The sequence below is a fragment of the Pedobacter duraquae genome, assembly GCF_004362245.1.
Lineage (GTDB): Bacteria > Bacteroidota > Bacteroidia > Sphingobacteriales > Sphingobacteriaceae > Pedobacter > Pedobacter duraquae.
Map to the genome: position 1 here is coordinate 710,169 of NZ_SNWM01000002.1, position 26,665 is coordinate 736,833.

The 26,665-nt window shown below is 44.0% G+C and carries 16 protein-coding genes; 7 read left to right on the top strand and 9 right to left on the bottom strand.

Annotation, left to right across the window (positions count from 1 at the left end; translation table 11 throughout):
- Positions 1 to 163 precede the first annotated feature (163 nt).
- The 6 genes from CLV32_RS09070 (at position 164) to CLV32_RS09095 (ending at position 12,537) form a co-directional block, all read left to right on the top strand.
- Positions 164 to 3,400: a TonB-dependent receptor gene (locus CLV32_RS09070; protein ID WP_166641916.1), complete on the top strand. Its 3,237-nt coding sequence runs from the start codon at positions 164 to 166 to the stop codon at positions 3,398 to 3,400.
- A 10-nt stretch (positions 3,401 to 3,410) separates the two neighbouring features.
- Positions 3,411 to 5,054 (top strand): RagB/SusD family nutrient uptake outer membrane protein, encoded by a 1,644-nt coding sequence (locus tag CLV32_RS09075; RefSeq protein WP_133554622.1) that lies wholly within the window; start codon positions 3,411 to 3,413, stop codon positions 5,052 to 5,054.
- Between the two features lie 9 nt (positions 5,055 to 5,063).
- Complete coding sequence (locus CLV32_RS09080) at positions 5,064 to 7,157, top strand: hypothetical protein (protein ID WP_133554624.1); 2,094 nt, start codon at positions 5,064 to 5,066, stop codon at positions 7,155 to 7,157.
- Between the two features lie 3 nt (positions 7,158 to 7,160).
- Positions 7,161 to 10,730 (top strand): GH92 family glycosyl hydrolase, encoded by a 3,570-nt coding sequence (locus CLV32_RS09085; RefSeq protein ID WP_133554626.1) that lies wholly within the window; start codon positions 7,161 to 7,163, stop codon positions 10,728 to 10,730.
- A 317-nt stretch (positions 10,731 to 11,047) separates the two neighbouring features.
- Complete coding sequence (locus tag CLV32_RS09090; RefSeq protein WP_133554628.1) at positions 11,048 to 11,686, top strand: DUF6266 family protein; 639 nt, start codon at positions 11,048 to 11,050, stop codon at positions 11,684 to 11,686.
- Between the two features lie 62 nt (positions 11,687 to 11,748).
- Positions 11,749 to 12,537, top strand: a complete 789-nt coding sequence (locus tag CLV32_RS09095) for an FkbM family methyltransferase (protein ID WP_133554630.1) — start codon at positions 11,749 to 11,751, stop codon at positions 12,535 to 12,537.
- A 13-nt stretch (positions 12,538 to 12,550) separates the two neighbouring features.
- On the opposite strand, the gene CLV32_RS09100 is transcribed toward CLV32_RS09095, so the two are convergent.
- Genes CLV32_RS09100 through CLV32_RS09125 form a run of 6 tightly spaced genes read right to left on the bottom strand, consistent with a single transcriptional unit; the run spans position 12,551 to position 21,855 of the window.
- Complete coding sequence (locus CLV32_RS09100) at positions 12,551 to 13,150, bottom strand: histidine phosphatase family protein (RefSeq protein ID WP_133554632.1); 600 nt, start codon at positions 13,148 to 13,150, stop codon at positions 12,551 to 12,553.
- A complete protein-coding gene (locus CLV32_RS09105; RefSeq protein WP_133554634.1) occupies positions 13,143 to 14,600 on the bottom strand; it encodes an FGGY-family carbohydrate kinase in 1,458 nt (485 codons plus the stop codon). The genes CLV32_RS09100 and CLV32_RS09105 overlap by 8 nt, the downstream gene beginning before the upstream one ends.
- Before the next feature lies 1 nt (position 14,601).
- The gene (locus CLV32_RS09110; RefSeq protein ID WP_133554636.1) at positions 14,602 to 16,050 is read right to left on the bottom strand and encodes an FGGY-family carbohydrate kinase; all 1,449 of its coding nucleotides are present in this window, start codon (positions 16,048 to 16,050) and stop codon (positions 14,602 to 14,604) included.
- An 18-nt stretch (positions 16,051 to 16,068) separates the two neighbouring features.
- Entirely contained in the window at positions 16,069 to 17,040 is a 972-nt protein-coding gene (locus tag CLV32_RS09115; RefSeq protein WP_133554638.1) for an NAD(P)-dependent oxidoreductase, read from the bottom strand.
- A gap of 53 nt (positions 17,041 to 17,093) precedes the next feature.
- Positions 17,094 to 18,824: a RagB/SusD family nutrient uptake outer membrane protein gene (locus tag CLV32_RS09120; protein ID WP_166641917.1), complete on the bottom strand. Its 1,731-nt coding sequence runs from the start codon at positions 18,822 to 18,824 to the stop codon at positions 17,094 to 17,096.
- A 13-nt stretch (positions 18,825 to 18,837) separates the two neighbouring features.
- Positions 18,838 to 21,855, bottom strand: coding sequence for a SusC/RagA family TonB-linked outer membrane protein (locus CLV32_RS09125; protein WP_133554642.1), 3,018 nt, complete (start codon positions 21,853 to 21,855; stop codon positions 18,838 to 18,840).
- Positions 21,856 to 22,165: 310 nt separating this feature from the next.
- On the opposite strand from CLV32_RS09125, the gene CLV32_RS09130 reads away from it, so the two are divergent.
- Positions 22,166 to 22,930 (top strand): DeoR/GlpR family DNA-binding transcription regulator, encoded by a 765-nt coding sequence (locus CLV32_RS09130; RefSeq protein WP_133554644.1) that lies wholly within the window; start codon positions 22,166 to 22,168, stop codon positions 22,928 to 22,930.
- Here CLV32_RS09130 and CLV32_RS09135 read toward each other — a convergent pair.
- Genes CLV32_RS09135 through CLV32_RS09145 form a run of 3 tightly spaced genes read right to left on the bottom strand, consistent with a single transcriptional unit; the run spans position 22,927 to position 26,569 of the window.
- Entirely contained in the window at positions 22,927 to 23,862 is a 936-nt protein-coding gene (locus CLV32_RS09135) for an endonuclease/exonuclease/phosphatase family protein (protein ID WP_133554646.1), read from the bottom strand. The two genes, CLV32_RS09130 and CLV32_RS09135, sit on opposite strands and share 4 nt — an antisense overlap.
- A 10-nt stretch (positions 23,863 to 23,872) precedes the next feature.
- Positions 23,873 to 25,270, bottom strand: a complete 1,398-nt coding sequence (locus CLV32_RS09140; protein ID WP_133554648.1) for an FAD-dependent oxidoreductase — start codon at positions 25,268 to 25,270, stop codon at positions 23,873 to 23,875.
- A gap of 33 nt (positions 25,271 to 25,303) precedes the next feature.
- Positions 25,304 to 26,569, bottom strand: a complete 1,266-nt coding sequence (locus tag CLV32_RS09145) for an MFS transporter (protein WP_133554650.1) — start codon at positions 26,567 to 26,569, stop codon at positions 25,304 to 25,306.
- Positions 26,570 to 26,665 lie beyond the last annotated feature (96 nt).

A 26,665-nucleotide genomic window follows, 5' to 3' on the forward strand; every position in this document is an offset into this window, starting at 1 on the left:
TACCAAAAAAAAGCCCCCTGGTGGTTACGACACCAAGGGACAATAGATTGGTAAACAATGAATCGAAAACCACTTATAAACCAATAATCAAATGTATAAATTTTACGCTGCATTTCCCTGCAGGTCAAAGCCGCGTCGCGTGCTGTCAAAACTTTTGCTTACTATGAAACTGATTTGTTTGCTGTTGATTACTACTATTATGCAGGTTTCTGCAGCAGGGTATGCCCAAATGGTAAATCTCAAAAAAGACAAGGCTTCCATGAAGGAAGTTATAAATGATATCCAACGACAAACAGGCTATAGCTTTATTGTTAGTTCCGAACTGCTTAAACTCGCCAAGCCTGTTACCGTTAACTTAACAAACACACCTTTTGAAACTGCACTGGACAAATGCTTTTCCAGTCAGCCTTTAGACTACGTGATCAATGAAAAAACGATTGTCATCACAAAAAGGATGAATCTTCCAGTTGTTGCACAACAGGAGACTACTGTGAGTGGCAAAGTTACTGATGAAAAAGGCATCCCTATTGCCGGTGTTAATGTTATAATTAAAGGCAAAGCTGGAGGTACCTCTTCAGATGCCGATGGTAACTATAAAATCAATGGAGTAACTCCAGGGAGCATGTTGGTCTTTACACAGATCGGCATGGATTCCCAGCAGATTATCATTACCAATCAAACTACGCTAAATGTTATTTTAAAAGAAGCTCCGATGGGCTTAAATGAAGTTGTCGTGGTGGGTTACGGAACTCAAACGAGAAAAGATATTACTGGAGCAATTACCTCAGTTAAAAACCAGGATCTGCACGAAAGACCAGTGAATAACATTAGTCAGGCTTTGCAAGGTAAAGCTGCAGGAGTATACGTTTCCACTAATGTAGGTGCAGGAAATGGTAATGAACCGGGTGCAGGCGTTAAGATTTTTATCAGAGGTAATAGATCAATTCAAGCTTCTAACGAGCCCCTCTATGTAATTGACGGCATACCCATTAATGGTGGTTTAAACGACATAAACCCAGATGACATTATATCTATTGACATATTAAAGGATGCATCTTCTACGGCTCTATATGGTTCCCGTGGATCCAACGGTGTTGTGATTGTAACTACCAGACGTGGTAAAACCGGTCCGGCGCAGGTCAATTATAATGCTTATGCTTCTATTGGTGCAATTGCCCGTTACATCGATGTAATGGATGGTAACCAGTTCGCAGAATATAAAAGAGAATCCCGGAGAGCCAACAATACTTATAATAATGCAGATCCCAATGCAGACAAAAACCTGTTCAATTCAATTGAACTCGCATCAATTGCTAATGGATCTTCTACAGACTGGCAGAGACTGTTTCTTCAAAATCAAAAAAGACAAAACCATGAACTGAACATCAATGGTGGCACAGAAACAACCAGATATTCAATTTCTTTTGGTTATAATGATGATAAGGGCTACAACCCCGCACAAAGTTTCAGCAGATATTCAACAAGAGTCAACTTAGACCAGGATCTTGGCAAGCGCTTTAAAGTCGGCGTGTCGCTACTGGCCTCTTACAGCAAAGCAAATAATGCTAACTCTTACTACAACACTTTAATTTCAAATCCTCTTGGTCAGGCTTATGATGCTTCGGGAAATCTGGTATTTCTCCCGTCAAATGATGCGCTACTTCCAAACCCACTCACAGACTTGGTAGACAAGGCGGTGATTAGCCGAAATACACGCATGCGTATCTTAGGTAGCTTCTATGGAGAGGCGAAGATTATAGATGGACTGACATTAAGAACAAACTTCGGCCCCGACCTAATTGAAAACAGAGCAGGATCATTCTTCAGCCCAAATACAACCTATAGAAATCTCGCACAATCAACGGCCGCAAACAGTGAGGACTTTACGTTAATCTATACTTGGGAAAATATGCTGACCTACAAGAAGACTTTTGGTAAACATAGAGTTGATCTTACTGGTCTACAAAGTATCACTTCCAGGACGGTTGAAACTACGAGCGCTAATGCCATGGGTCTACCTTTAGAGTCATTCGAAAATTATAATATTGGTGCCGCAACTACCATCACAGGAATTGGTAGCAACTACAACAAATGGTCTATTCTTTCCTACATGGGAAGGGCAAACTACGCCTTTAATGATAAGTACCTTGTTACTTTTACGGCAAGAGCTGATGGTTCTTCCCGTTTTGGCAACAATAACAAGTGGGGATTCTTTCCTTCTGCAGCCTTGGGATGGAATATCACGAATGAGGATTTCATGAAAAGCGTAACAGCCGTTAATAATCTAAAATTACGTCTAAGTTATGGTACTACTGGAAATACTGGGATTAACGCCTACCAGACACAAGGTTTATTGAATCGGACCGTCTATGATTTTGGTGGTACTGATGCATTTGGTTACCGCCCAGGCTCCATTAGAAATGATGACCTGAAATGGGAATCGACTACAGCTCTCAATGTCGGTCTAGACTACGGGATTCTCGATAATCGCATTACCGGTTCTATCGAGGTCTATACCTCAAAAACTAAAGATTTGCTACTATTCAAAGTCCTTCCTGCAACGGGTGGGTTTGACCAGGTTCTTCAAAATATAGGTACAACTAAAAACCGAGGATTGGAATTTGGTATTTCTACGCTCAATATCAAACCTGCTGCAGAAAATGGATTCTCTTGGAACACAGATCTCAATTTTGCTATCAGCAAAGAAGAGATTGTTGAACTATCTCAGGGTAAAATCGATGACGTTGGAAATAATCGTTTCATAGGATCTCCAATAAATGTATTCTACGATTATAAAAAAATTGGGATCTGGCAACTTGGCGAGGAAGCAGAAGCAGCAAAATACAGTTCATCTGTAGGACAAGTTAAAATTCAGGACACCAATGGTAACGGAAGAATCGACGGTGCAGATCGCGTTATTTTAGGTCAGGATCTTCCTAATTTCACCGGCGGTATGACCAACAGATTTGGTTACAAAGGATTCAGCTTATCAGTGCTTGTCCTTGCCAATTTCGGAAATACTTTTGTAAACCCGCTTTATTCAGGCAACACCATGGCTTTAGCAGGACGGTACAACAATATCAACGTAAACTACTGGACTAAAACAAACCCGACAAACGATTTCCCGCAACCTAACGTAGCGAACTCGACACCGACATTTGCCAATGCACTGCGCTATTTTGATGGCTCCTTTGTGAAGATTAAGAACATTAATCTAGGATATCAGTTTTCCCCAAACATTTCTAAAAAAATAGCTGCAAAATCATTAAGGATTTACGGCAGTGTTTCCGATCCATTTACACTCGCTCCTTACCTATCAGACTTCAATGGTACAGATCCTGAGATTCCTGGAAGACCTGCCATCGTAACCTACACCCTCGGTCTAAATGTTACTTTTTAATCAATCAACCATGAAAAGAATTTATTTCACCATATTAATATCAACCATTGTGTTGCTAGGCGCTTGTAAAAAAGAACTGGTTGAAGACAGCCGTTCTGAAGTAACAGATAACTACATCAGCACACCCGATGGTATTCAGGCAGCCGTTAATGCTGCTTATAGTTTACAGAGAGCGTATTGGGGTACTGAGCTTGGCGCTAATCTTAGCGTTACAGGCACGGATGAATACACCGCCGGATCTGATGCCGACAGAGATTTCAATGCCTATAATGCAAATCTGAACCCTGTAAAGGGAAACTTTACAACAGCATGGACCAATTTCTATCAAGGTATCAATGCCTGTAATGCAGTCATCAACAGGGCGCCCGATGTGACTATGGATGCAACGTTAAAAACAACGCGTGTTGCCGAAGCCCGATTTTTACGAGCGCAGTTTTATTTCATGCTTGTGCAAATGTGGGGTCCTGTACATATCACTTTAACGGAAACCAAAGGCGCAGTAACAACCGCAAAACGCTCGCCCGTTGCTGAGGTTTATAAAGTTATCACCGACGATCTGGATTATGCGATCACTAACCTGCCTACAACAACAGCAAACTATGGCAGGGCCATCAAACCTGCAGCGCAGCATTTAGCAGCTAAAGTATACTTAACAAAGGCTGGTATCACAAACGACCAGGCAGATTATACCAAAGCAGCAGATCTGGCAAAAGCAGTAATTACAGGATACAGTTATAAATTATTAGACAACTTTGCTGATATATTTGCGCAAGGTGCCGGAGAAAGAAATACAGAGACCATTTATTCCGTGCAATACAGCAACAACCTGCTAACGAACGGTGATGGAAATACCTTGCACTTATATTTCATCTTCAACTATGACTTGCAACCGGGCATGCAACGCGACCTTGCAGGTGGCAGGCCTTACAAAAGATATAAACCAACGGCTTTTACTTTAAACACTTTATATAACCACCAAACGGATGGTCGTTTCGATGCCACTTTTAAACGCACTTATTTCTGTAACAAAGCAGGAACTTACACCATCAACGGCCACGCAGTAAACATGAAACTCGGCGATACCGCGGTGTTCTTCCCAGATGTTGAGCTTACTGCAGCACAGATTGCCACCAAAAACTATTCCGTATACCCGCCAAGTAAAGTAACTGAAGCCTTATATCCAACCTTAACAAAATACCTGGATCCAACCCGTACAGACGCCAATGCCACTTCCGGTGCACGCGATTTCATCCTCTACCGCCTGGGAGAAACCTATCTCATCGCTGCCGAAGCATTGCTGATGAGTGGAAAACCTGATGAAGCGCTCACCTATATCAATACGTTAAGAAGAAGAGCGGCAAAAAAAGGTATCACAGATGCAGCTACAGCATTGAACAAAACGGCTATGGAAGTGACTAGCGCGCAGCTTAATCTGGATTTTATCCTTGATGAACGTGCCCGCGAACTTAATGGAGAGCATCAACGCTGGTTTGACCTGGTACGCACCAAACAGCTGGTTAACCGTGTAAAATTGTATAACTCATTGGGTGCACCAAATGTTAAAGACATCCATATGCTTCGTCCGATTCCACAAACGCAGATCGACAGAACAGATGGCGGCGCCTCAGCATTTCCGCAAAATCCAGGTTACTAACACAACAAGATGAAAAAATATGGCATAATCGTGCTCCTGTTCCTAACGGGACAGGCAGCACTTTGCATCCCTAAACCAGAGTTCGCCTTCAGCGGATCATCACAGATTTATATCCATCCTGTTCTGCAAGAGGATGCCGCAGTACAGGATGCTTTGCAGGATCTCAAAACAGCTGTTAGTCAAAGAAGTCGACAAACACCGGCAATCAAGTCATTGCTCAGTGGCACTACTTTTTCAGCAAACGCAGTGCTTATCGATACCGCAAACTGGACTGTACCAAACCAAACAGAAACATACCTGCTGGAAAAGCAAATCAGGAATGGAAAAAACGTTTTGCTCGTTAAAGCCGGCAGCCTGCGCGCCGTTTGTTACGCCATTTACTATATCACTGAACAATTCAAACTGGGCGAAAAAACTTTAATTAAAGGATCCAAACTGTTAAAAACCCCTGATTTTAAATTCAGGATGATCACCCAGCCATTTGAAGTTACGGGATTTGCAGCAGTGGCTTCTACTGCAAAACCCATTATCCGTGAGCGTCAATTTGATCCTATGCGTCCCTTTGACGGTGCAGGTTATGCACCTATGGATGAGGCGCGCAATATTCTGCGCTCCGGCATGAATACCTTATATATAGGCAGCTACAGCTTTGCCAGCACTTATGCTGGCCTTTCCGACTCGATCTTCCCGCCTAACACAGCGGGAAGAACATGGGTCGAAGCACGCCGCACAAAATTCAGGGAACTTATCGCCGCCGCCGAGAAATACCACCTGCAGGTTTGTGTAAACAGCGATATATTTGCATATCCCAAAACTGTACAGCACAAGGATCGTTACAAAGCACTCAACGCCTCACTGAATGAGATCCTTACCGATTTCCCGGAAATAGATGTCGTAATAGGCCGCTTCGGCGAGAACTATTCCTACTTCAATCCTTATTTTACAGGTAAAGGACCTGCTTCAGAAACAGAACTTGCAGCAGTGATAGATTCTATTCAGGCTATCGTAGTCAAAAAGTACCACAAAACGTTCATTCCCAGAACCTGGTCGCTAGGCAATGATGCCTGGCATGCAGATCCCGCCTTATACACAAAAATCACAGCAGAAATCAAGGCTGATACCGGCACCATATTTTCTGTTAAAAATACGCAGACTGATTTCTGGAGGTACAATAAGTTCAACCCAACGCTCGGCAAGGGCACCAAAAAACAAGCTATAGAATACCTGGCTCAGGACGGCTACCACTTTAAGTCGTCCATCCCGAACTATGAAGTTATACGTATGGCTCGTGGAAGTAAGGAAATTGATAAAGGCCCCGCCGGCATGAAAGCTGCCAAGGCAATGGGAATAGAATATACCTGGGGCTGGCTCAGTGCCGACGGCTGGTGTGGCCCCTACCTCAAACGCGAAGAATGGCTTATGGCGAATATCTTCGGCTATACCCACCTGATGTGGGATAGCAAGGAAACACCCGAATCACTCGCGGCAAAATGGGCATCACTTGCTTTCAATGTACCAATAAAATCAAAAGCTGCAACCACTATTACCGGGATCCTGATGGAATCTGAAGACATGATTCTTAAGGCATGTTACTTTAACGGTTACAGTGCTACACATGACGGCTGGCTTCCGGCACTCAACTGGGAACGAGATGATGTACTCGGCGGCGGAACAAAGTCGCATAAAAACCTGGATTGCCAGTTTTCTTTTGGCCCTGGAACGATCAAAGCATTATTCAGTAAAGCGACATTCGCTCAGGATTGCGCAGACAAAAAGCAGGCATGGGAACTCGCAAAAAAAATGCTGCGTGATTACGACCTGATTAAAGCTACCCTTCCCGATCAGAAACAAGCAACAGAAGTACGCAGTACCCTGGTATCTGCCGAATATCTGACAGGTGTGATTTACCACTATATCAGCGGGATGTTCAGTTATTATAATGGCGACAACGCCGCAGCAAAAAAACACCTGCTGGAATGGAGAACAACCTGGAAAACATACAACGAAAAAGTTTCGGCCCTACCCGGTGCTCCTACACCAATGGTGAACGGCGGCATGGTAGAAACGAGTGAAGAAACATTAAAAGAATTAGCTAATCAATAAGATATGAAAAGAAGAAAAATCTATACCATCATGGTCATGCTTACGATCATAGTGGGTTGGCAGAATATCAGCTTTGCACAGGGAAACCTGAAATATGTTAATCCATTTATCGGCACTGAAGCTACAGGACACACCTATCCCGGCGCCACGGTGCCCTTCGGCATGGTGCAACTCAGTCCTGAGACAGGAAATTACAACTGGGCCTACTGCTCAGGTTATCGTTATACAGATAAGGAAATCCATGGTTTCTCTCATACCCACTTAAATGGAACTGGTGCTATGGATCTGGGTGATATTCTCATTTTCCCCTATCAGACACTGGCTGATAAGGGCTATAAAAGTGGATTCTCCAAGAGCAGTGAAAAAGCTTCTCCCGGCTTCTATGAGGTAACACTTAATGCCGACAATATTAAAGCCGAACTTACCGCAGCAGCGCATACCGGCGTGCATCGGTACACTTTTAATAAGTCAGGCTCCGCCTACCTGCTCGTTGATCTTCAACATGGCCTGGTCGACAAAGAAAAAGACCTCGCTGGCAGAGTATTGGAAAGTAAGGTGAATATTGAAAACAAAACAACAATCACAGGCTACATCCGCTCAAAACGTTGGGTAGATAAAAAGATATTTTTTGTCCTTCAGACGACAAAATCGTTTACCACTGCAAGCTTTGCTGATGGAGAACGGAAACGGCAGATCGTAATAAACTTTCCATCCACTAAAGGTGCTAGCATAGAGATGAAAATTGCCATTTCTTCGGTAAGCATTGAGGGAGCCAGAAAAAATCTAACAGAGACTACAGGCAAAAATTTTGATGCTGTACGTGCCGAGGCCGAAAAAACCTGGACTACCTACCTCAATAAAATGGCTATTGAGGGAAATGACGCACAAAAGCAGAATTTCTACACCAGTATGTACCACCTGGCTATACAACCCAATAACATCGCTGATATCGATGGTAAATACCGCGCTCAGGACGACAAGATCTATACCTCACCCACTAAAACGTACTTCTCTACATTCTCACTTTGGGACACCTACCGCGCAGCGCATCCCATGTACACGATTTTAATGCCAGAACGGGCCGGGCAGATGGTTCAATCTATGATCGGACATTTTAATGCCGCTGGTACCCTGCCTGTGTGGACGCTGTTTGGCAAAGAAACCTGGACGATGATCGGAAACCATGCCGTACCGGTTATTGCCGATGCAATGCTGAAGAACATTAAGGGATTTGACTATGAAAAAGCGTATCAGGCTGTTAAAACAACGCTGACTAACAACGGTAATCCAAAATACGACTGGTCGATCCTCAACAAGTATGGTTATCTGCCTGCCGACCTTGTAAAAATAGAATCTGTATCGAGAACGCTGGAAGCGGCATTTGACGACTGGTGTGCCGCACAAATGGCTAAAAAACTGAATAAAACATCCGATTACGGTTTCTTTATCAAGCGCGCAGGGGCTTATGCCAATGTATTTGATCAAAAATCAGGATTGATGCGTGGCAAAAAATCTGACGGCAGCTGGGTGAATCCTTTTGATCCTTTAAAAATCTCACATGCCGAGTCAAGTGGTGGCGACTTTACTGAGGGAAATGCCTGGCAATATACCTGGCATGTTCAGCAGGACGTACCGGGATTGATTAGACTAATGGGTGGAGAAAAAGCATTTACCAATAAACTGGACTCCTTATTCAACATGGATTCTAAAATAACCGGCGATGGCTCCACGCTTGACGTTACCGGACTGATCGGCCAATACGCACATGGCAACGAACCGAGTCACCATATCACCTACTTGTACACATTAGCTGGCGAACCCTGGAAAACCCAGGAACTGATTCCTAAAATTCTGAAGGAACAGTACAAAAATGCACCCGACGGACTGAGTGGGAATGATGATTGCGGACAGATGAGTGCCTGGTACTTATTCAGCACCCTAGGATTCTACCCTGTTAACCCGGCAGAAGGTAAATATGTATTTGGTGCTCCCGCCTTTAAAAAGGCCGTAATCAATCTGGAGGGTGGTAAAACCTTTACGGTCGAAGCCCCGGAGGTATCCACAAAAAATATTTACGTTCAGAAAATTGAACTGAATGGCAAACCTTACTATGGCAATACCATTAATCATTCGGAGATCATGGCTGGCGGCAGACTTGTTTTCACTATGGGATCAAAACCCGCTGCTTTAATGCAGGTGGGATTAAAAAAAAAAGTTAACGACAAACTAGGTACCTGCACCCATTTTGCACAGGGCTGGAACTATGAAAACATCATGCCTATGATCGCTGATGCCGGTCTCGGCTGGATCAGGGACGATTTGAACTGGAATGACGTAGAAAAGCAAAAAGGCGTCTACGTTATTCCTGCTCAAACGTTGAAATGGATCAAAGCAGCACATGCACATAACTTAAAACTGATTCTCTTGCTTAATCGCGGTAATTCCTTATATAGTAATCCCTACGATCCCGAAGCCTATGCGCAGTTCTCGGCCGCCATGGCCAAGCAGCTCAAGGGCGATGTGGATGTCTTTGAAATGCAGAATGAACCTGCAAATTTTGGCTATACCAAATATTACGGCGGACACTGGAACGGGATAGATGCTAGTGGCAAGCAGGAAGCATGGGTAACGAACTACGTGACACTGCTGAATAAAGCTGCAAAAGCCATCAAAGCCGTAGACCCGACAGTAAAAGTAATAGGTCTGGGCTCGGTGGCTCCGGTTAATTTCCGACAGTTGCAGGCAGGCATTGCTCCTGAGGTTGACGGCTTAACAGACCACCCCTATAGCTACAGAACGGTACCCGAAATCATTCCCTATAGCGGCTCTGCAGGAATCCTGAAAAGAGATGGAATTGCCACGGCAGACGATAAAGGAACCTTTAGTTCTCAGATAGAAATGTACCGGGCGCAGTCTGCGAAATATAACGGCCCTAAGGAAATCTGGCTTACAGAATTCGGGTACTCTGTTTTTCAACCGGCTAAAAAAACGTTGTTTGCCGGTTTCACCGAAAATGCACAGGCCAAGTATTTACAACGCAGGTTGATGATGGGCTTGGGAATGGACATTACCAGGTTAATGCAGTACGACTTTAAAGACGACGGCAAAGACCCCTACGAACCTGAACACCACTTCGGCCTGGTTGATCCGGAACTAAATCCTAAGGTGGCTTACAACGCTGTTAAAAGACTGGCTGAAACAACTGCCGATTTCATTTCGGACCCATCCATTAACGTGTCGGTGTTTCCCGTGGCAGACCGGCCAGATACCTATCCCATCATATGGGACCAATCCATGCTGGCGGCGCCAGGTACCATCCCGGTTTATACATTCAAAGATCGACTGAACCAAACGGTTATTGCAATCTGGTCGGCAGAACGTGCCGACGGCGATTTCAGCACCAGACTTGCCAATTTAACAATAGACGCTGGAAATAAGCCGGTAAAATCCATGACTATGACCGACCTGATGACCGGTACAAGCCAGGAGCTGGAATTCACTACAAAACAAGGTAAGCTGAATATTGATAATATGAACATCCCTGATTACCCGGTACTGATCTATCTCAAATAAATAAAAATCCTGGCGATGCAGAGAAAAAGCTGGTTACTGTTTTTCTAATTTGCCCCTATGCGATACTATACCTATGGTGCTGCGAAAGTAGCACTATAGGTAGTTTCGCTCCCTGCCATATTTTATACTATTTTGATTATAAAATAAAATTGTCCTGCCAAAACAACTGCTTTCGTCCAGTATCTCTCCAGTTCTTGTCCAGTTCCTGTCCAGACATCAGCCAAAAAACACTGGATAAAACATGTATTACATTTGGATAATTACTGTATTAGTCGTATATTGTATAGTGCATAACTAACTTATACACAGAACTTAAAATGGCAATTCTCAAAAACGGAATCTTAAGCGGCCCCCTTGGTAAGGTGGGACCCGTTGTGGGTTACATGCGCCGCGGCGTTTATGTAATCCGTTCCAAGGCAGAAGTAACTCCGCCAAGGACAGAAAAACAAAAAGCTACTCTGCAACGGATGCAGGTCTTGAGTCCATTCCTCAACCTGATTTCAGACTATCTGGCTATAGGCTTTCAGCTCGAAGCAGAAGGAAAAAGCAGAACCCCAAACAACGAGGCTAAGTCTTACAACCTCAAGTATGGCGTTAAAGGGCAGTATCCAAATCAAGAAATAGATTATCCCGGACTTAAGCTAACCAGTGGGCAATTGCCGATACCAGAGGACTTTCAACTTGAGTTTGAAGATCAGGGCCTTAAATTAACCTGGAACACTGAGGGAGATCTGCGTGGCACAAGCCCAAAAGACCAATTGATGTTGATGGCTTATTTTCCTGAGAGCGACAAAGTGGTGAAAATTACTGCTGGTAAGCAAAGGAAATCCGGGCTACAGTTTAAAAGAATCAACGCCCAACTAAGGGGTAAAACCATGGAAGTATATGTGTCTTTTATTTCGGAAAACAGGAGGGCGATCTCCAACAGTAAATATTTAGGCAGATACACGTTTTAAATCATTCCTGAGGCCTTTTGTCATATATTCTGTATGTTTGGGCATCGTAGTCCGCCATAAAGATGATCGCAAACCTTATTAAAAGAATTCTAGGTATCCATCCTCAGCAAGGGGTAAAGCCTTTAAAAAACCTGATCCACGTGGGATCTAAATTTCATGGATACCATATTCCGCAGGAATTTCTGCGGCCTGAATCGGTATGCTATCTAATTGGTGCTGGTGATGATATCAGCTTTGATACGGAACTCAAAGTGTTGTTCGATTCACAGATTTACATTTTCGACCCAACTCCGGAAGGCATAGAACATTTTAAGCAGCTTAAGGTAGATACTGCAGCAGGCAAGCCAACAACAATTGATAACCTTGCCCCTTTTACCTACAGTATCAGCAGCGAAAAACTGGAAGAAATCCATTTTGTAGAGATTGGTGTATGGGATACCAAAACCACCTTAAAATTCTACGATCCGGTAAAAGAAAATTACGCATCACACTCGGTTTATCTTTTTACAGATTCAGACACTTATATTGAAGCACCGGTGGATCGTTTATCAAGCCTGATGCAACAACTTGGACATACTGCCGTAGACATGGTCAAGATGGAAATTGAAGGTGCAGAGTACACTGTAATCGATACAATCGTGAAAGATAAACTGGACGTTAAACTGATCCTTGTAGAGTTTGATGAGGTCTACAATACAAAAGACAAAGGTTTTCATTTCAGGATTAAAAAGGCCTGTAAGCAGTTAATGGATGCAGGTTATGTGATGATCCATTCTACTGAGCACCTGAAAAGAAGTTTTCTAAGAAAGGACATTTATGCGCAGCTTAAAGCCAGGGAAACATCTAAATAAGCCTTTTCCCCGGTTACAGTTTGCTATTCAGGAGATTCAACGTCAATTCTCCATTTTCAGCTAATTCAAAACGGGTTATCGAAGAGTTCTCCTGGGCGATCTTCCTATAGTTTTTCAACGGCATACCAAGTTTATGAGCAAGAAATAACCGGTTAACCCCATTATGAGCTACTACAAGAATATTTCCTGAGGAATGTCTTTCTAACAGACTATTAAAAAAATCAGCTACACGTTCAACAACCTCTGCTCCGCTTTCTCCCGTGCCTCCGGCACGATATTTTGCAGGATCTGTATCCCAGTTTTGCCAGCTCATCGGGTCTTCAGCAACAAACTCCGCTCTTGTTTTCCCCTCCCAAACACCAAAGTCCACTTCTATCAATCTCTGATCAGTCTCCACTTCTGAACCATTTGAGGCAATCTCGGCAGTTCTTTTCGCCCTGAATAATGGAGAGGCATACACCGCATCAAGCTTTATATTCCTCAATTGCTCGGCAACAGCAGTTGCCTGCGCCAACCCTTTTGTAGTTAATTGTGCATCTGTTCTTCCGCAATAGCGGTTGCCATCAGCATTGTAAGTTGTTTCTCCGTGTCTGAGCAGATAAATGTTAAGCATAGATGTTCGTGGTACTAATATAGCGTTTGTTAACGAGTGCCGCCAGAAATTTCTGGTAGGCCTTATCATATTGCGCAACGAGCTCTGGTTCCGGAAAAACTTCCAGCTCCTTGATATTGAGTGTCGCAGCAGCTTCTATCAGCGAATTAAAATGTGTTTTTGATGCAGCAGAAATCGCAGCACCAACAGCGCCGGAAGCTTCCTTCATCTTGATGATCGGAAGGTTAAGCACATTGCTTCTGATTTTTAACCAGACCTTGCTGTTGCTTGCCCCACCTGCAGTGTATACCGCATGTACTTTTTCTCCCGACAGCTGGCTGATCAGCTCATAGGCGTATCTTTCCAGATAAGCCACCCCTTCCATATTAGCTGTAAATTGCGCTTCAGGGGAGAGTCCTTCGGGCTCAAAACCCTGAGCTTTAGGCGCCAATATCGGAAACCGCTCTCCATACTGGCGCAATGGCCAGGCAATTACGCCACTTGGGATCATGCCTTCGGCAACTTTGTTATAATGTGGTAGCTTGTCACCAAATGCTTTTGTTACCCAGTCGGCACCAGTATTACTTGCACCACCGGGCATCCAATACCCTGCGGGGTGCCTGTGACTATATATCCTGCCCTGGGGATCCAGTACTTCATTTTCTGTAACGCCTTTAATCACCATTGTGGTACCTATGGTAGTGTTCCAGTTTCCTGGTGCCACAGCACCCGAAGCAATTTGCGACGCACAGCCGTCTGTTATCCCTACAGCAACCTTAATTCCTTCAGGCAGTCCCAATGCGGCCGCTACCATGGGATCGATACTACCTAAAACACTTCCAGAAGGCAGCACTTGTGGCATCCATCCGCGTTTTAGAGGGATTGAAGCAAACAGATAATCCGGCCATTCCAGTTTGCTCACATCGTAACCTGATTTAAAGGCGTTCGTGTAGTCTGTGATCCCCCAGCATCCGCTAAGCTTGCCAACTATGTAATCAGCGGCATGGATCCAGGAATGGATCTGTTTTATTTTTTCAGGGTAACATTCCAGGAACCACAGCATTTTAGAAAGACCGCAGGAAGCATTAAAGGTCGTAAAACCTGCTTGCCCGGCATGCTGTGCCGCTTGTGAGCAAAAAGCACCCTGATCTGCTGAGCGTTTATCACTATACATAATCGCCCGATGTAAAGGCTGATGGTTTTCATCCAATGGGATTACGGTGCCGGAAGTAGAAGTTACACCAATAGCTTCAATAGCGTTGAGGAACAGTTGGCCCCTCCCCTGAGAAGTGATTTCCAGCAGGCAATCCTGGCAACTCTGCCACCACAGCTGAGGGTCTTGCTCCTCCCTTGAATCTGCAGTAAGCTCAAATACCCGTTCTGCCTGGGCAGCAATCTGCCCATCGGCACCCAATACAACTACCCGGGCACCCTGAGTGCCTATATCTATACCTATAAAGTATGGCGCCATTTTAATTAAAAGTTGTTTTAAATGCCTTTCTGGTATCTTTCCATTCAGCATACAGTTGTTGCTCTTCCGGCAAAATTTGCGGGAAGGTAATTTCGAGCGTTACCGGCTCCGGCTGAGGCTTATTTAGTGCCTTATTGCAGATGAAGACCCCACCACTGATCGAAGACTGCGTGTAGTTTTCCCGAATCACTATTTTTTTTTGAAGCAAGTTGGCAATAAATTGCCTGAGGACCGGACTTTGAATCCCACCACCACATGCCCACACGTAATCTACATCATGATTGACCACAGCACAAAGGCTATTGTAATTTTCCCTGATGCTACAAGCAATGTCCCACAGTGTTGCCCAAACAAATCCGGCACGACTAAGTCGATGTGAGACCGGCGTATCGAAGATAAATCCCCCACGGGTAATCGGCGATTTCTCATCCGCCACCAGGGATCCTAAAGAAGCGACACACTGGTAGTGATCCAATGCTGAAAGTTCCTTCTCTATTACAGCGTAAGGCTCATTCGGATAAAAAATCTCTTTTAATCGTTGGTAGTTAAGGCCTGTTACACCTGCATTCGCCTCAACAATAAAGCTATTGCTATCGATATGCCGTCCTGTCCATAACCGCTGCTGCGCATCGGTGGTATAAGCTATGCCGATCTGTACTATAGGCGTGGTAGTACCGGAAACGATAACGATATCACCAGCTTCAGGTTGTGTGCTCTGCACACCCAATTGCGTATCTGCACCACCAACAATAATTAATGCATCAGCAGAAATACCAAACGCCACAGCTGCTGCTGCCTTCACTGTTCCTAGTATTGTCCCCGAATCCTTCAGTTCAGGCAACAGTGAAGCATCAATATTGAAATATTCGCAGAGCCTTGCCGACCATTGTTTTTCTTTGACGTCATATAGCAGGGTTTCCGAAGCCTGTGAATGTTCATAGTGCGAAACTCCACTAAGCTGGTAGGTAGCCCAATCGCTGATACTCATAAACTGAGCAGTCTGCGCCCAAATTTCTTTACGCCGTTCCCGGATTCCAATTAATTTCATCGCCGAAAACAGAGAAGTCGGAAATCTCCCTGTTAATTGATAAACAGCATCAGCATCCGGGATGTTGGCTTCCCATTCTCGACCGCGATGGTCAATATTGGGTAAGCCTATCAGTGAGCTGCCATGTTGATCAATCAGTACAATTCCTTCACGCTGACTAGTGGATGTAACTGCAAGAACTGCAACCGGACCAGCTTCAGCCAAAGCCTTGTGTGCTAAATCCTGAATTTCCTGCCAAAGCTTATTTGGATCAAAATAAAGGGCTTCAGGATATAATTCATCCCGTATGTACTCCATATCTACTCTCGCTAGTCCAAGCAATGTACCTGTTACAGATACTACTGCCACCCGTACATTTCCTGTACCGATATCTATCACTATATATGCTTCCTGAAGATCCATTGGCCTTGATATTTAGCTTTAAAAATTAGTCAATTTAGCCTTTTCTGTAGCAAACCAATTCATAATTTTTCGGTTGAGAATCTCAACATGGTGATCCTCCACTTCGTCTGTGGCACCGGCAATATGTGGTGTAGCCAATACGTTTGGCAGGTTGATGATCCGGTTATCGGTTGCATCAGGGGGTTCGTGATCAAACACATCCAGAATTGCGCCACGGATCAGGTTATTCTCCAGGGCAAAACACAAGTCCTCACGAACAACAACACTCGCCCTTGCGGTATTTACAAAGATGGCATCTTTCTTCATTAATGAAATCAGGTCCTTGTTGATCATACCGATCGTATCCGGCGTTACGGGCAAATGAATTGATACGATATCTGAAGTTCGAAAAACCTCTTCAATGGTGGCTTTTGTATACTTTGGATCAAATTCCTTCAAGTAAGGATCATAGAAACTGATCTTACACGGAAAATTTTCTACCATTTCAGCAATACGCTGACCGACGGCACCAAATCCCACCATACCAATAGTTTTACCGGCCATTTCATTCCCTTTAAATTGCAGGTATGAAGTATGGGCACCGGCACCCCAGCCGCCGCCTTTCAGCCATGCGCTTCCTTCAAAAACAAAACGTAGCATATCAATTACCGTAGCTAAAAACAGCTCTGCTACCGCCTGTGCATTTCTGGCAGGGGTATGAAATACAGGTATGTTATAAAGTGCCGCTGTTTCCAGGCAGACATTACTGGGCGTACCCCTGCAAACTCCGATAAACTGGAGATCCGGAAAAGCCTCGATCACTTCCTTCGTCACCTCATCATGTTCGGTAATCAAAGCGTCAGCCTGCGTTTCCCGCAGTAAACTGATAAGCTCTGAGGGGTTAAAAGCGCGCCCGTGATCCTTCCAGGGTCTGTTAATAACATCTCCAAGTGCATTTTCCAGTTCTTTTTGTCCTTCTTCGTGATAAGGGGCGGTCAGTAATATCTTCATAGTTGATAATTAGGGTATAACATTATTATAGCTGGCTGTAACATTAATCCGGGTTACCAACCCGGATTCTGTACAAGTTTTGTATTGGTTAGTATTTCGATGTTCGGGATTGGCCACAGATAATCACGATTAACATTAAAAGTTCTCGTCTCAATAAGACGCATTTGCGAGCGGTTACTGATTTTACTGTAGTCGGCAGTACCGTTTTCATCTAACGTTGGTGCCGAAGCCAGGAAAGCTTTAGGTATCCTACCCAACAACGGGCCCGGCATCACCTTTTCAGCAATCTTCCATCTTCTGATATCAAACAATCTTAGTCCCTCCATCGCCAGTTCACATTTACGTTCCAGGCGTACAATTGCGCGCATCTCTGCCTGAGTCTTTCCTTTTGTAAGTGCCGGCAATGCTACTGTTGTACGTTGCCTAACCTGATTAATGGCGTCATACACGCTGTCATCTATCTGATTGGCCTCAATTTTTGCTTCTGCATAGATTAGCAATACTTCAGCATAACGGATAAGAATGAGGTTCATATCAGAGTTTTCATCATCGGCCATGTCGGCGATATCCGTATATTTTCTGTATAGATACCCTGAATAGGTGGCAAAAGCATTAGTAGCATCGGTATTTGTTACACGCACTGCCGGACTAACATTATAATTCCAAACCTTTAAGCTATCCGGATGTGTTTCAAACTGATAACCAAATAATACAGAATTTGGAAGCACAACGGTGTAACCCAAACGCGGATCGCGGTTTTTAAAAGGTGCTTTAGGATCGTATAATGGCGACTTATCAATTGGGAGGCCATCTTTCATCTCGTATGAATCTATCAGACTTTGCGGTGGAACCTCATTGGATACACCACCTGCCATACGCGAGGTTAAGAAATTTGGCGTAGCATGTGTGAGGGTACCTTTCAGGTATTGAAGGGCAAAGATAATCTCAGCAGAAGTTTGGCCGGCATACGTAAATAGCTGTCCATAATCCGGATGCAGCTTATAGGTATTCAAGGCCATTACAGCCTTTGCTGCATCCGCAGCAACTGTCCAGTCTCCATTATATAAAGCAGTTCTTGCTTTGATGGCCAGTGCAGCACCTTTAGTAGCGCGACCTGCGCTCTTAGCATCCACCGTTAGCGGGAGATCTTTTGCAGCATCATCCATTTCTTTGATTACGAAATCCGCCACTTCTCTTTTTGTGTTACGTGGCACCTGAGCTTCTTCAAGTTTAACCGTATGGGTAATCAGGGGTACCCCACCAAACATTTCAATTAAGTAATGGTAGTTGATCGCCCGTAAGAACCTTGCTTCAGCCTTTACCTGATTGTATAACGCAGGGCTGATTTTATCTTTGACGCGATCAATATTATCAAGCAAGAAGTTACAGCGACCGATACCCTGGTAATATTCGCGCCAGAAAACAAGGATTGAAGCGTTGTTACTGGCATGACTGCCTTTACCGATTTCCTGCATCGCATGGTTACTTCTGTTCCAGTCGATGTCTGTAGTTACGTCAAGAATTACAGGCCATGGACGCTGTGTCTTGGCTTCGAAATTCAACGCTTTGTAGCATCCAAAAAGTCCGAGCATCAGTTCATCCTGATTGGAATAGAAGGATGCATCGGAAGGACCACTAAGGGGAACCTTATCCAGGAAATCTTTTTTGCAGGATGCCGGAAGGATGAGGCAGACTGCGAGTATGAAGTAAATGATCTTATTCATGACTTTATTTTTTGCTGTTGATACACGTAATGCGTTTGCAGTATTTGTTGTAGTTTTCATATGGGACCTGCGCTTAAAAGTTAACATCAAGTCCGACGGTGTAGGTTTTAACCTGCGGATACACGTCGCCACGACCAACCGGAGCCTCTACATCATAGCCTTTCCAGAAATGATCTTTGGTAAACAGATTTTGTCCATTTACAAAGACACGAATAGAGCTAGTTGATAATTTACTGGCGATACGGGCTGGCAGTGAATAGCCGATCTGCAGGTTTTTCAGGCGCAGGTAAGAAGCATCCTTAACCCAGAAGCTGGATACCTTCTCATTATTTGTCTCGCTAAATGCAAGTCGTGGAAAAGCAGCTCCAGTATTTGTTGGTGTCCAATTGTCTTTATGTTGCTCCTGAACCGTGCCCCCATTGAAGAAAGGCATAATGCCCTGCTGATACAGGAATCCGTCTGCCTTGCCTACACCCTGGAAAAACGCAGCTATGCTAAATCCTTTATATGAAGCGTTTAACGATGCTGAGTAGGTATATCGTGGAATTGTACTACCAATAATAACATTATCTGCATCATTGATCACGCCGTCACCGTTCTGATCCTTATATTTAATATCGCCGGCTTTGGTTATACCAAACTGGGTGGCATGCGCTGCCGCTTCTGCGTCAGACTGAAATAATCCCTCTGCCTGAAGTCCGAACAAAGAGTTGATAGAAGATCCCTCACGACTTACCGTAAGTGCTGAGCGGTTTACGCCACGCAGATCTACCACCCTATTGATCACATCAGAGAAATTCACGCTGATATCATATTTAAAATCCCGGATATTATTGCGGTAAGACAAGGCAAGTTCGTATCCTTTATTCGTCACCACGCCAACATTTTGAATTGGAGCAGCAAGACCTACCGTTAGTGGAATATCAAGCGTATAGAGAATATCCCTACTTCTTCTGATATAGTAATCACCTGTAAAACTAAGATTCTTAAGGATGGTAAAATCAAGTCCAAAATCCGTCATCGCCGTTGTCTCCCAGGAAATTCCTGAATTAGCAAGTGTATTGAGCGCAGCAATATTGACAATCTGCTTGCCAATGGTATAAGAACCGCTCGCAATAGAAGAAGTAAAAGGATAGTTACCGATATTCTGGTTACCAAGTTCTCCCCATGAAGCTCTGATTTTTAAATCATTGATTACATCCTTAACAGGTTGCATAAAACTTTCCTGGGATATTCTCCATCCGGCAGACACAGAAGGGAAGAAACCATATTTATGACCTTCGGCAAAGCGTGATGATCCATCATAACGGCCGTTGATTTCGAGTAGATATTTTTGCTTATAATCGTAGTTTATTCTTCCAAAAAATGACTGCAGTGCCCATTCGGCTGCTGATCCTGTAGTTTGCTGATTAGCTGAGGACCCTGTATTCAATACCGGATAATCAGGTAAAACGAAGTTGTCGCGGAACGCAGAGAACCCATCATTGCGATAATCTTCCCTTGAGGCACCTACCAATACTTTAAAAGTATGATCACCAACAGCCTGATCAGCGGTAACCGTTGCCCTGTAATTATTATAGTAAGAGTGACTTAAAGAACGGGTTAAGGTACTTAATGCAGGCGCAGTGTAGGCTACAGTACCATCCTGTTTATAGGTTACTACCGCTCTGTTAAAATTATTGTCCTCAGATTGCGAATAGCGTGGTGCTGCTGTTAAATCGGCTTTTAGCCATTTCAATGGTTGGTAGGTCAGCGTTGCATTCAGCTGTGCCGACGGGCTTGAGTTTTTCTGGAAGCCCCCATCTTTTGTTGTAAAGGCTACCGGGTTACTACCATTCCAACCTTCTCCCCAGTTACCATTGCTATACCTGAACGCCTGATTGGCAGGAATTCTGTTCATCCAGTGAAACACTGCGGAGGTACCCGGACCCGGCTCAAGAGAATTGGCTGCAAGTAACTGAAGGTCGACCTTCAGGCTCAGCTTATCAGAAAAACGTACATCTGCGTTATTTCTCAACGTAAAGCGTCTGAACCCAGAGTTCTCAATGATACCTTTCTGATCAAAAAATCCTGCCGAGGTAAGGAAGCGGATCTTCTCGCCACCGCCATTAATACTGATGAAATGACTCTGCATAAATCCAGATCCTGTAAGCACTTCTTTCTGCCAGTCTGTATTTGGATAAAGATCCGTATTCCCGGGATTATCACGATAAGCTTGGATCAGTGCATCTGAATAAAGTGGTGCTTTACCTGTATTGGTATAAGCAAGGTTGGTTAGCACCATGTGATCTATAGCATTCACCATTTTTGGCAGGTTTGTAGGATCCTGAAAACCTGAATATCCATTATAATTTACAGACAACTGGTTGTTCTTAGCTCTTTTAGTGGTCACCAGAATAACCCCATTTGCTGCTCTGGAACCATAGATAGATGCTGATGCGGCATCTTTTAGTACCGAAACGTTTTCAATGATATTAGGGTCCAGCGCATTGATAGAGCCCTCTACGCCATCGATCAACACCAATGGATTCGCATCAAGGAGTGTTCCGATCCCGCGAATGCGGATATTTCCAGCATCGGCTCCCGGCTGTCCTGACGACTGTGTTACCGTAACACCGGCAGCAAGTCCTTGCAATGCTGCCGAAGCTTGTCCCACTGGCCTTACGATCAGGTCTTTCGAAGAGATCGACGATACAGCACCGGTTAGGTTAACCTTTTTTTGCGTGCCAAAGCCCACAACCACAACCTCATCGAGACCTTCGGTGCTTGGGATGAAGGAGATGTTAACAGTAGTTTGCCTGGTAACAGCGATCTCCTGACTTTCGTATCCTATTGAGCTGAATACAAGAATGTCACCAGGCTTAGTTGTAAGGCTGTAATTGCCATTTGCATCGCTTGAGGTACCTCCTTGTTGGCCTTTGATTTTAATCGATGTTCCAGGAACTGTACTACCGCCATTACGTTCGGTAATTTTACCTTTAATTGTGATTGGAACGCCGGTTTGGGCGAAGCCTACAGCATGGATCAGGTATAAGATTAATACCCCAAGCTGCATTTTTCTGAAGATAGCAGAATAGCACTTTTTTTTCATAACAAGTTTATTGAATAAATGATATTTGGTTTCTTAAGCTTTGGCCACTTCCATCAGATCTGCACCGTTCCTGTATTTTGAAATGAACGATCAAATAAACAAATTAAAGTTATTAAAACAAAATAAAACCTATTTTAAATAATATGAAAGCAATTTTAAGCTATTAACATCACCACAACATGAGTATAATGTTAAATTATCATGAATATTTGCGGTTAATTCGCGGATATAAGTTAAATTCGCTATTATATCCAAAAGATTAAAAAATCAACAAAATACGCCAAATAAACGCTCTTAAAGCACTTTTACCATGAAGAATATTACCGATAGACATGAATTCATTCTAAAAAAACTAAAAGAAAACGGAAAAGTTAACATTATGGAACTTATCGATCAGATGGAAGTTTCAGGTGTAACTATCCGAAAGGACTTAAAGTTATTAGAGGATAAGAGTCTTTTATTCCGTACGCGGGGTGGCGGATCCATCCATAATCCTTACGCTGCAGAGCGGACGATCAATGAAAAGGAGTTCATCAATTCGGATGAAAAGCAAAAAATTGCACGAGCAGCGATGGCATTGATCGGAATGAACGACTCAATTACGATAGGATCCGGAACCACGGTTTTTGAGTTGGCCAGATGCCTGCATCCGAATAAACACTTAACAGTGATCACACCGGCATTGAAAGTCGGCCTCGAATTAAGTAACCGGCCCAATGTAGAGGTTTTACAATTAGGCGGACTCATCCGTTCAAATTCTTCCTCCGTAGCTGGCACTTATGCCGAACGTATCCTTTCTGATATTTCCTGCGGCATCTTATTTTTAGGGGTTGATGGGATTGATCTGGATTTCGGCCTTTCTATTACAAATTTATCTGAGGCTACTTTAAATCAAAAGATGATTGAAACCGCTCAAACCGTAGTGATCATGGCCGACAGCACTAAATTTGACAAAAGAGGCCTTGGTAAGATCTGCGGGTTTGAGCAGGTTCATTATATCATTACAGATAGCAAAGTACCTGATACAGTTGTAAGTGCTATTGAGGAACGTGGCGTAAAGGTTATTATTGCTTAAGTGAAGCTTACTTCCGAACTCACAAAGTAATGGTCACTTGGATAGATACCATCTACCTGATCCATAATGATCTTTGCCCCTTCAGCTTTGAATTTTCCGCGGATAAAAATAAAATCAATTTTTCCAGTCGTTTTCCCCGAGGTTTTCTGATAGTCTTTTCCCAAAAAATTATGGAAGGTTGCCCCCGGCTCTGTATTTCCATGGATGGTGCGGTAAGTATCTTCCCAGCCGCCTTTGACAATGATATCATACACCGGATTTGTAGCGTCTACATTAAAATCCCCAATCAGCAGCTGCGGGAAGTCAGGCAGATATTGTGCCGTCTCTTTAACAATCAATTGTCCTTGCTTGTTACGCGCATCCTGGTCTTTATGATCCAGATGAACAGCCATAATCCTGAACTCACGCCCAGAATGTCTGTCTTTAAGTCGCACCCAATTAACATGTCTGGCTCTTGCTGTATTCCATGACTTGCTCCCACCAATCTCTGGTGTTTCAGAAAGCCAATAGCATCCGGCAGAGACCATATCATATCTTTTTTTAGAATACATCACCAGGTTTTTAGCAATCCCATTATAGGTTTCCGGATTAACATCCATCTCAGGGCCCTCAAACCCAAAACAGCCATATTCGGGCATTTCTTTCTTAAGATCGTCTGCCTGCACTTTCAGCACTTCCTGAAAACCGATCAAATCTGGTTTCTGCGATTTAATCACCTGTATACATGCTTTTTTACGTGCAGTCCATCCACGGCCAATTGCATCATCCTCTGGCAAGGCTACGCGAATATTACAACCCAATACAAGATGTGATGTTCCCAAGGGCATAGCAGATGCGTTTATCGTTTCGGCAAAAGACCCAATCGGCAGGCAGGATGCGGATACAGCAATACCCAATCCTTTTACAAAATTCCTCCTTGATACTTCGTTCATTTCGCTGAGTTTAAGATTCTGCTAACACTTGTGGATTCAGAAAAGCACCTTTTTCCTGTAGTTCGGCGCGAAGCAGGTTCACATCCAATGCCGACGGTAAAACACCTGCACGGATAGCGAGTTTGGCTGCCCTGCCCGCAGCCTCTCCCATCGCCATACATGGTGCCATCACACGGATGGCCGACATAGCTTCGTGCGTAGTTGAAATGCATCTACCTGCTACGATCAGATTTTCGATTTTCTCAGGTATCAGGGAACGGTAAGGAATATCATAACAGTCGCCACACCATTCCAGCGTACAGCCACCTCCCTGTGGGTGATGCAGATCCAATGGATAGCTGGCAACAGCAATAGCATCATCAAAACGGCTACAGCCCAGAACATCCGCAGCGGTCATCACATATTTACCTACAATCCTGCGTGTCTCCCTGATTCCAATAAATGGAGCCATTTTGGTGAAATATGCATTTTCGAAACCTGGTACGTAGTTAATCAGGTATTTCTGAATATCATGAATCTGTCTTCTGCCTTCAGCCTCACCATAGGAAAGACTAGCCGGATCAGTACCATCAACACCGTTAACACGGGTCATATTAACCCAAACTTCGCCTTCGCGAAGCCCAGTGATTACAATTGTACGTTCGGTTGGTAATTCCAGCCCATCCTCTTTTGCCTTATTGATTAGAGAACGTAGTCCTACAACAATAAACTGATTATTTTGCCCGAAGTACTCATTGGGAATAAAATCGGTTAGATAAGTTCTAGGTTCTTCGGAGATACTGGTCCTTAGTTTTTCCGTATCGACACCACCAAGGCAAAACATTAATGTTGGGGGCTGCACGCCACCCTGCTCGTTACCCTGTTCACACGCAACGCCGGCACGGAAAGCAACATCGGCATCACCTGTACAGTCGATTATCGTTTTTGCAAGGATTACCTCCCTTCCCGACTTGCTTTCTATAATTACGCCTTTAACACTGTTACCTTCTTTAATTACCCCTGCAAAAAACACATACAGCAGCACTTCAACGCCACTTTCGAGCAACATTTCAAGACCTACATTCTTGACAGCCTCGGGCTCTACCAGTGTCAGACTCATATGCAAAGGACAAGGACGATGCTCACTGGAAGCATTTTTTTCCTTTAGGCGATCAATAAATTTCTGTGGAAGGCCCTTGATAATCTGGTTGCCTTTCTGGCCGAGGAATCCAAGAATTGGCAAACCAATAGTCATATTGCCTCCTACAAAACTTCTGCTTTCAATCAGCATGACTTTCAAACCATCGTCGGCAGCAGCCTGTGCTGCAATTAATCCCGACGGACCGCCACCCACTACCAATACATCCACCTGCGCACGAACAGGAAGTTCCCTTGCGGGCTCAGATACTGTCAGCTTCTCATTTTTCATAACACTATAGCTAAAAATTACACATTATATTTTTTATACCGTCAGCAACGGATTCCCGACTGCTACTTGTTTAGGTTTTTCAGGCTTTATCATTGTCCAAAGGATTAATACACCAATGGGATGCAAAAAAGCCATGACCATGAATATATTTTCTGCGCCTACCTTACCCATAAACTGCCCGACAAAGTAATTGAACAACACGGCTCCACCCGCACCAAATCCCCCGGCAATACCGAGTACGCTGGCCACATTTCTACTGGGGAATGCTTCAGCAACGACGACGCTGACCGTAAAAAGCCAGCTGAGACAGGCGATCGCAACTACGCTAAATATCAAAAGGGTTGAAAAAGCACTTGGCAGATATGGTGTAAGCACGCAAAAAGGAGAAAGCACGGCCACGGCAGTCAACATTACTTTACGTGCCTGCAGGGGTTTTCTTCCTTTCCGAACCATATAGTCGGACCAGGCAGAAGTTCCAATGGCACCGAGATCAGCAACCAGAAAAGGGATCCAGCCGTATAGGCCCATTTCTTTCAAGGAAAGTCCAGACTGCTCCTGAAGATAACCCGGCAACCAGAACAAGCAGAAGTACCATACCGGATCTGTAACAAAACGAATAAGTAAAATACCCCACAGACTTCTTCTGGACCACAGCTGCTTCCATTTAAAACCCTCAGTTTCCATTGGCTGTGCACTTTCAGTAGCCTCCTGCATGATAGATGTTGGTGGGTCACGGTAAATCATGATCCAGAGCAAGGCTATAATTAGTCCCGAAATACCAGCTACAACAAATACCGTATGCCAGTTATAAGTGATGGCAAGCCAGGCCACTAACGGCGGAGCAATGATTGCCCCAATAGAACTACCCGCAACGCACAGGCTGTTTGCTGTCGCCCTCAGCTTTCCCGGAAACCAAATTGTAACCACACGGAGCTGTGCAGGGAAATTTGTAGGCTCGGCCATGCCTAGCATCCCCCTGAAAAAACCAAACTGACCAACGGAACGGGAAATGCCTCCGCCAATTGACGCGAGCGACCAGCCAATTATCCCAAAAAACATAGTCAAACGCGCACCAAATCGATCAACAAGCCAGCCAGTAACAGGATACATTAACGCGTAACATACCGTAAAAATATTAAGGATGAATGCATATCCGTCATCCGCAAGCTGGAATTCTTTTTTTATAACTGGTTTAAGGATTGATACGATCTGTCTGTCAAAGTAATTAAAAACAATGGCCAAAAAGATGACCAGAATAATTAACCAGCGCCGGCGTTCGGGAAGAATAGCTTTTGACATCACACTTATATGTTTTATACTTGGTTTTCCAGCAACATTCAACCTGTCAGTTGCCTTATCCAAATTAACAAAATAAAACCTTTTAAAACAAAATAA

Excerpts from the sequence above, each read along its gene's own strand:
- CLV32_RS09105 (WP_133554634.1), bottom strand. The coding sequence starts at position 14,600 with ATGGCGCCATACTTTATAGGTATAGATATAGGCACTCAGGGTGCCCGG.
- CLV32_RS09135 (WP_133554646.1), bottom strand. The coding sequence starts at position 23,862 with ATGAACGAAGTATCAAGGAGGAATTTTGTAAAAGGATTGGGTATTGCT.
- CLV32_RS09080 (WP_133554624.1), top strand. The coding sequence starts at position 5,064 with ATGAAAAAATATGGCATAATCGTGCTCCTGTTCCTAACGGGACAGGCA.
- CLV32_RS09120 (WP_166641917.1), bottom strand. The coding sequence starts at position 18,824 with ATGAAAACTACAACAAATACTGCAAACGCATTACGTGTATCAACAGCA.
- CLV32_RS09070 (WP_166641916.1), top strand. The coding sequence starts at position 164 with ATGAAACTGATTTGTTTGCTGTTGATTACTACTATTATGCAGGTTTCT.
- CLV32_RS09090 (WP_133554628.1), top strand. The coding sequence starts at position 11,048 with ATGGCAATTCTCAAAAACGGAATCTTAAGCGGCCCCCTTGGTAAGGTG.
- CLV32_RS09110 (WP_133554636.1), bottom strand. The coding sequence starts at position 16,050 with ATGGATCTTCAGGAAGCATATATAGTGATAGATATCGGTACAGGAAAT.
- CLV32_RS09100 (WP_133554632.1), bottom strand. The coding sequence starts at position 13,150 with ATGCTTAACATTTATCTGCTCAGACACGGAGAAACAACTTACAATGCT.
- CLV32_RS09075 (WP_133554622.1), top strand. The coding sequence starts at position 3,411 with ATGAAAAGAATTTATTTCACCATATTAATATCAACCATTGTGTTGCTA.
- CLV32_RS09140 (WP_133554648.1), bottom strand. The coding sequence starts at position 25,270 with ATGAAAAATGAGAAGCTGACAGTATCTGAGCCCGCAAGGGAACTTCCT.
- CLV32_RS09130 (WP_133554644.1), top strand. The coding sequence starts at position 22,166 with ATGAAGAATATTACCGATAGACATGAATTCATTCTAAAAAAACTAAAA.
- CLV32_RS09085 (WP_133554626.1), top strand. The coding sequence starts at position 7,161 with ATGAAAAGAAGAAAAATCTATACCATCATGGTCATGCTTACGATCATA.
- CLV32_RS09125 (WP_133554642.1), bottom strand. The coding sequence starts at position 21,855 with ATGAAAAAAAAGTGCTATTCTGCTATCTTCAGAAAAATGCAGCTTGGG.
- CLV32_RS09095 (WP_133554630.1), top strand. The coding sequence starts at position 11,749 with ATGATCGCAAACCTTATTAAAAGAATTCTAGGTATCCATCCTCAGCAA.
- CLV32_RS09145 (WP_133554650.1), bottom strand. The coding sequence starts at position 26,569 with ATGTCAAAAGCTATTCTTCCCGAACGCCGGCGCTGGTTAATTATTCTG.
- CLV32_RS09115 (WP_133554638.1), bottom strand. The coding sequence starts at position 17,040 with ATGAAGATATTACTGACCGCCCCTTATCACGAAGAAGGACAAAAAGAA.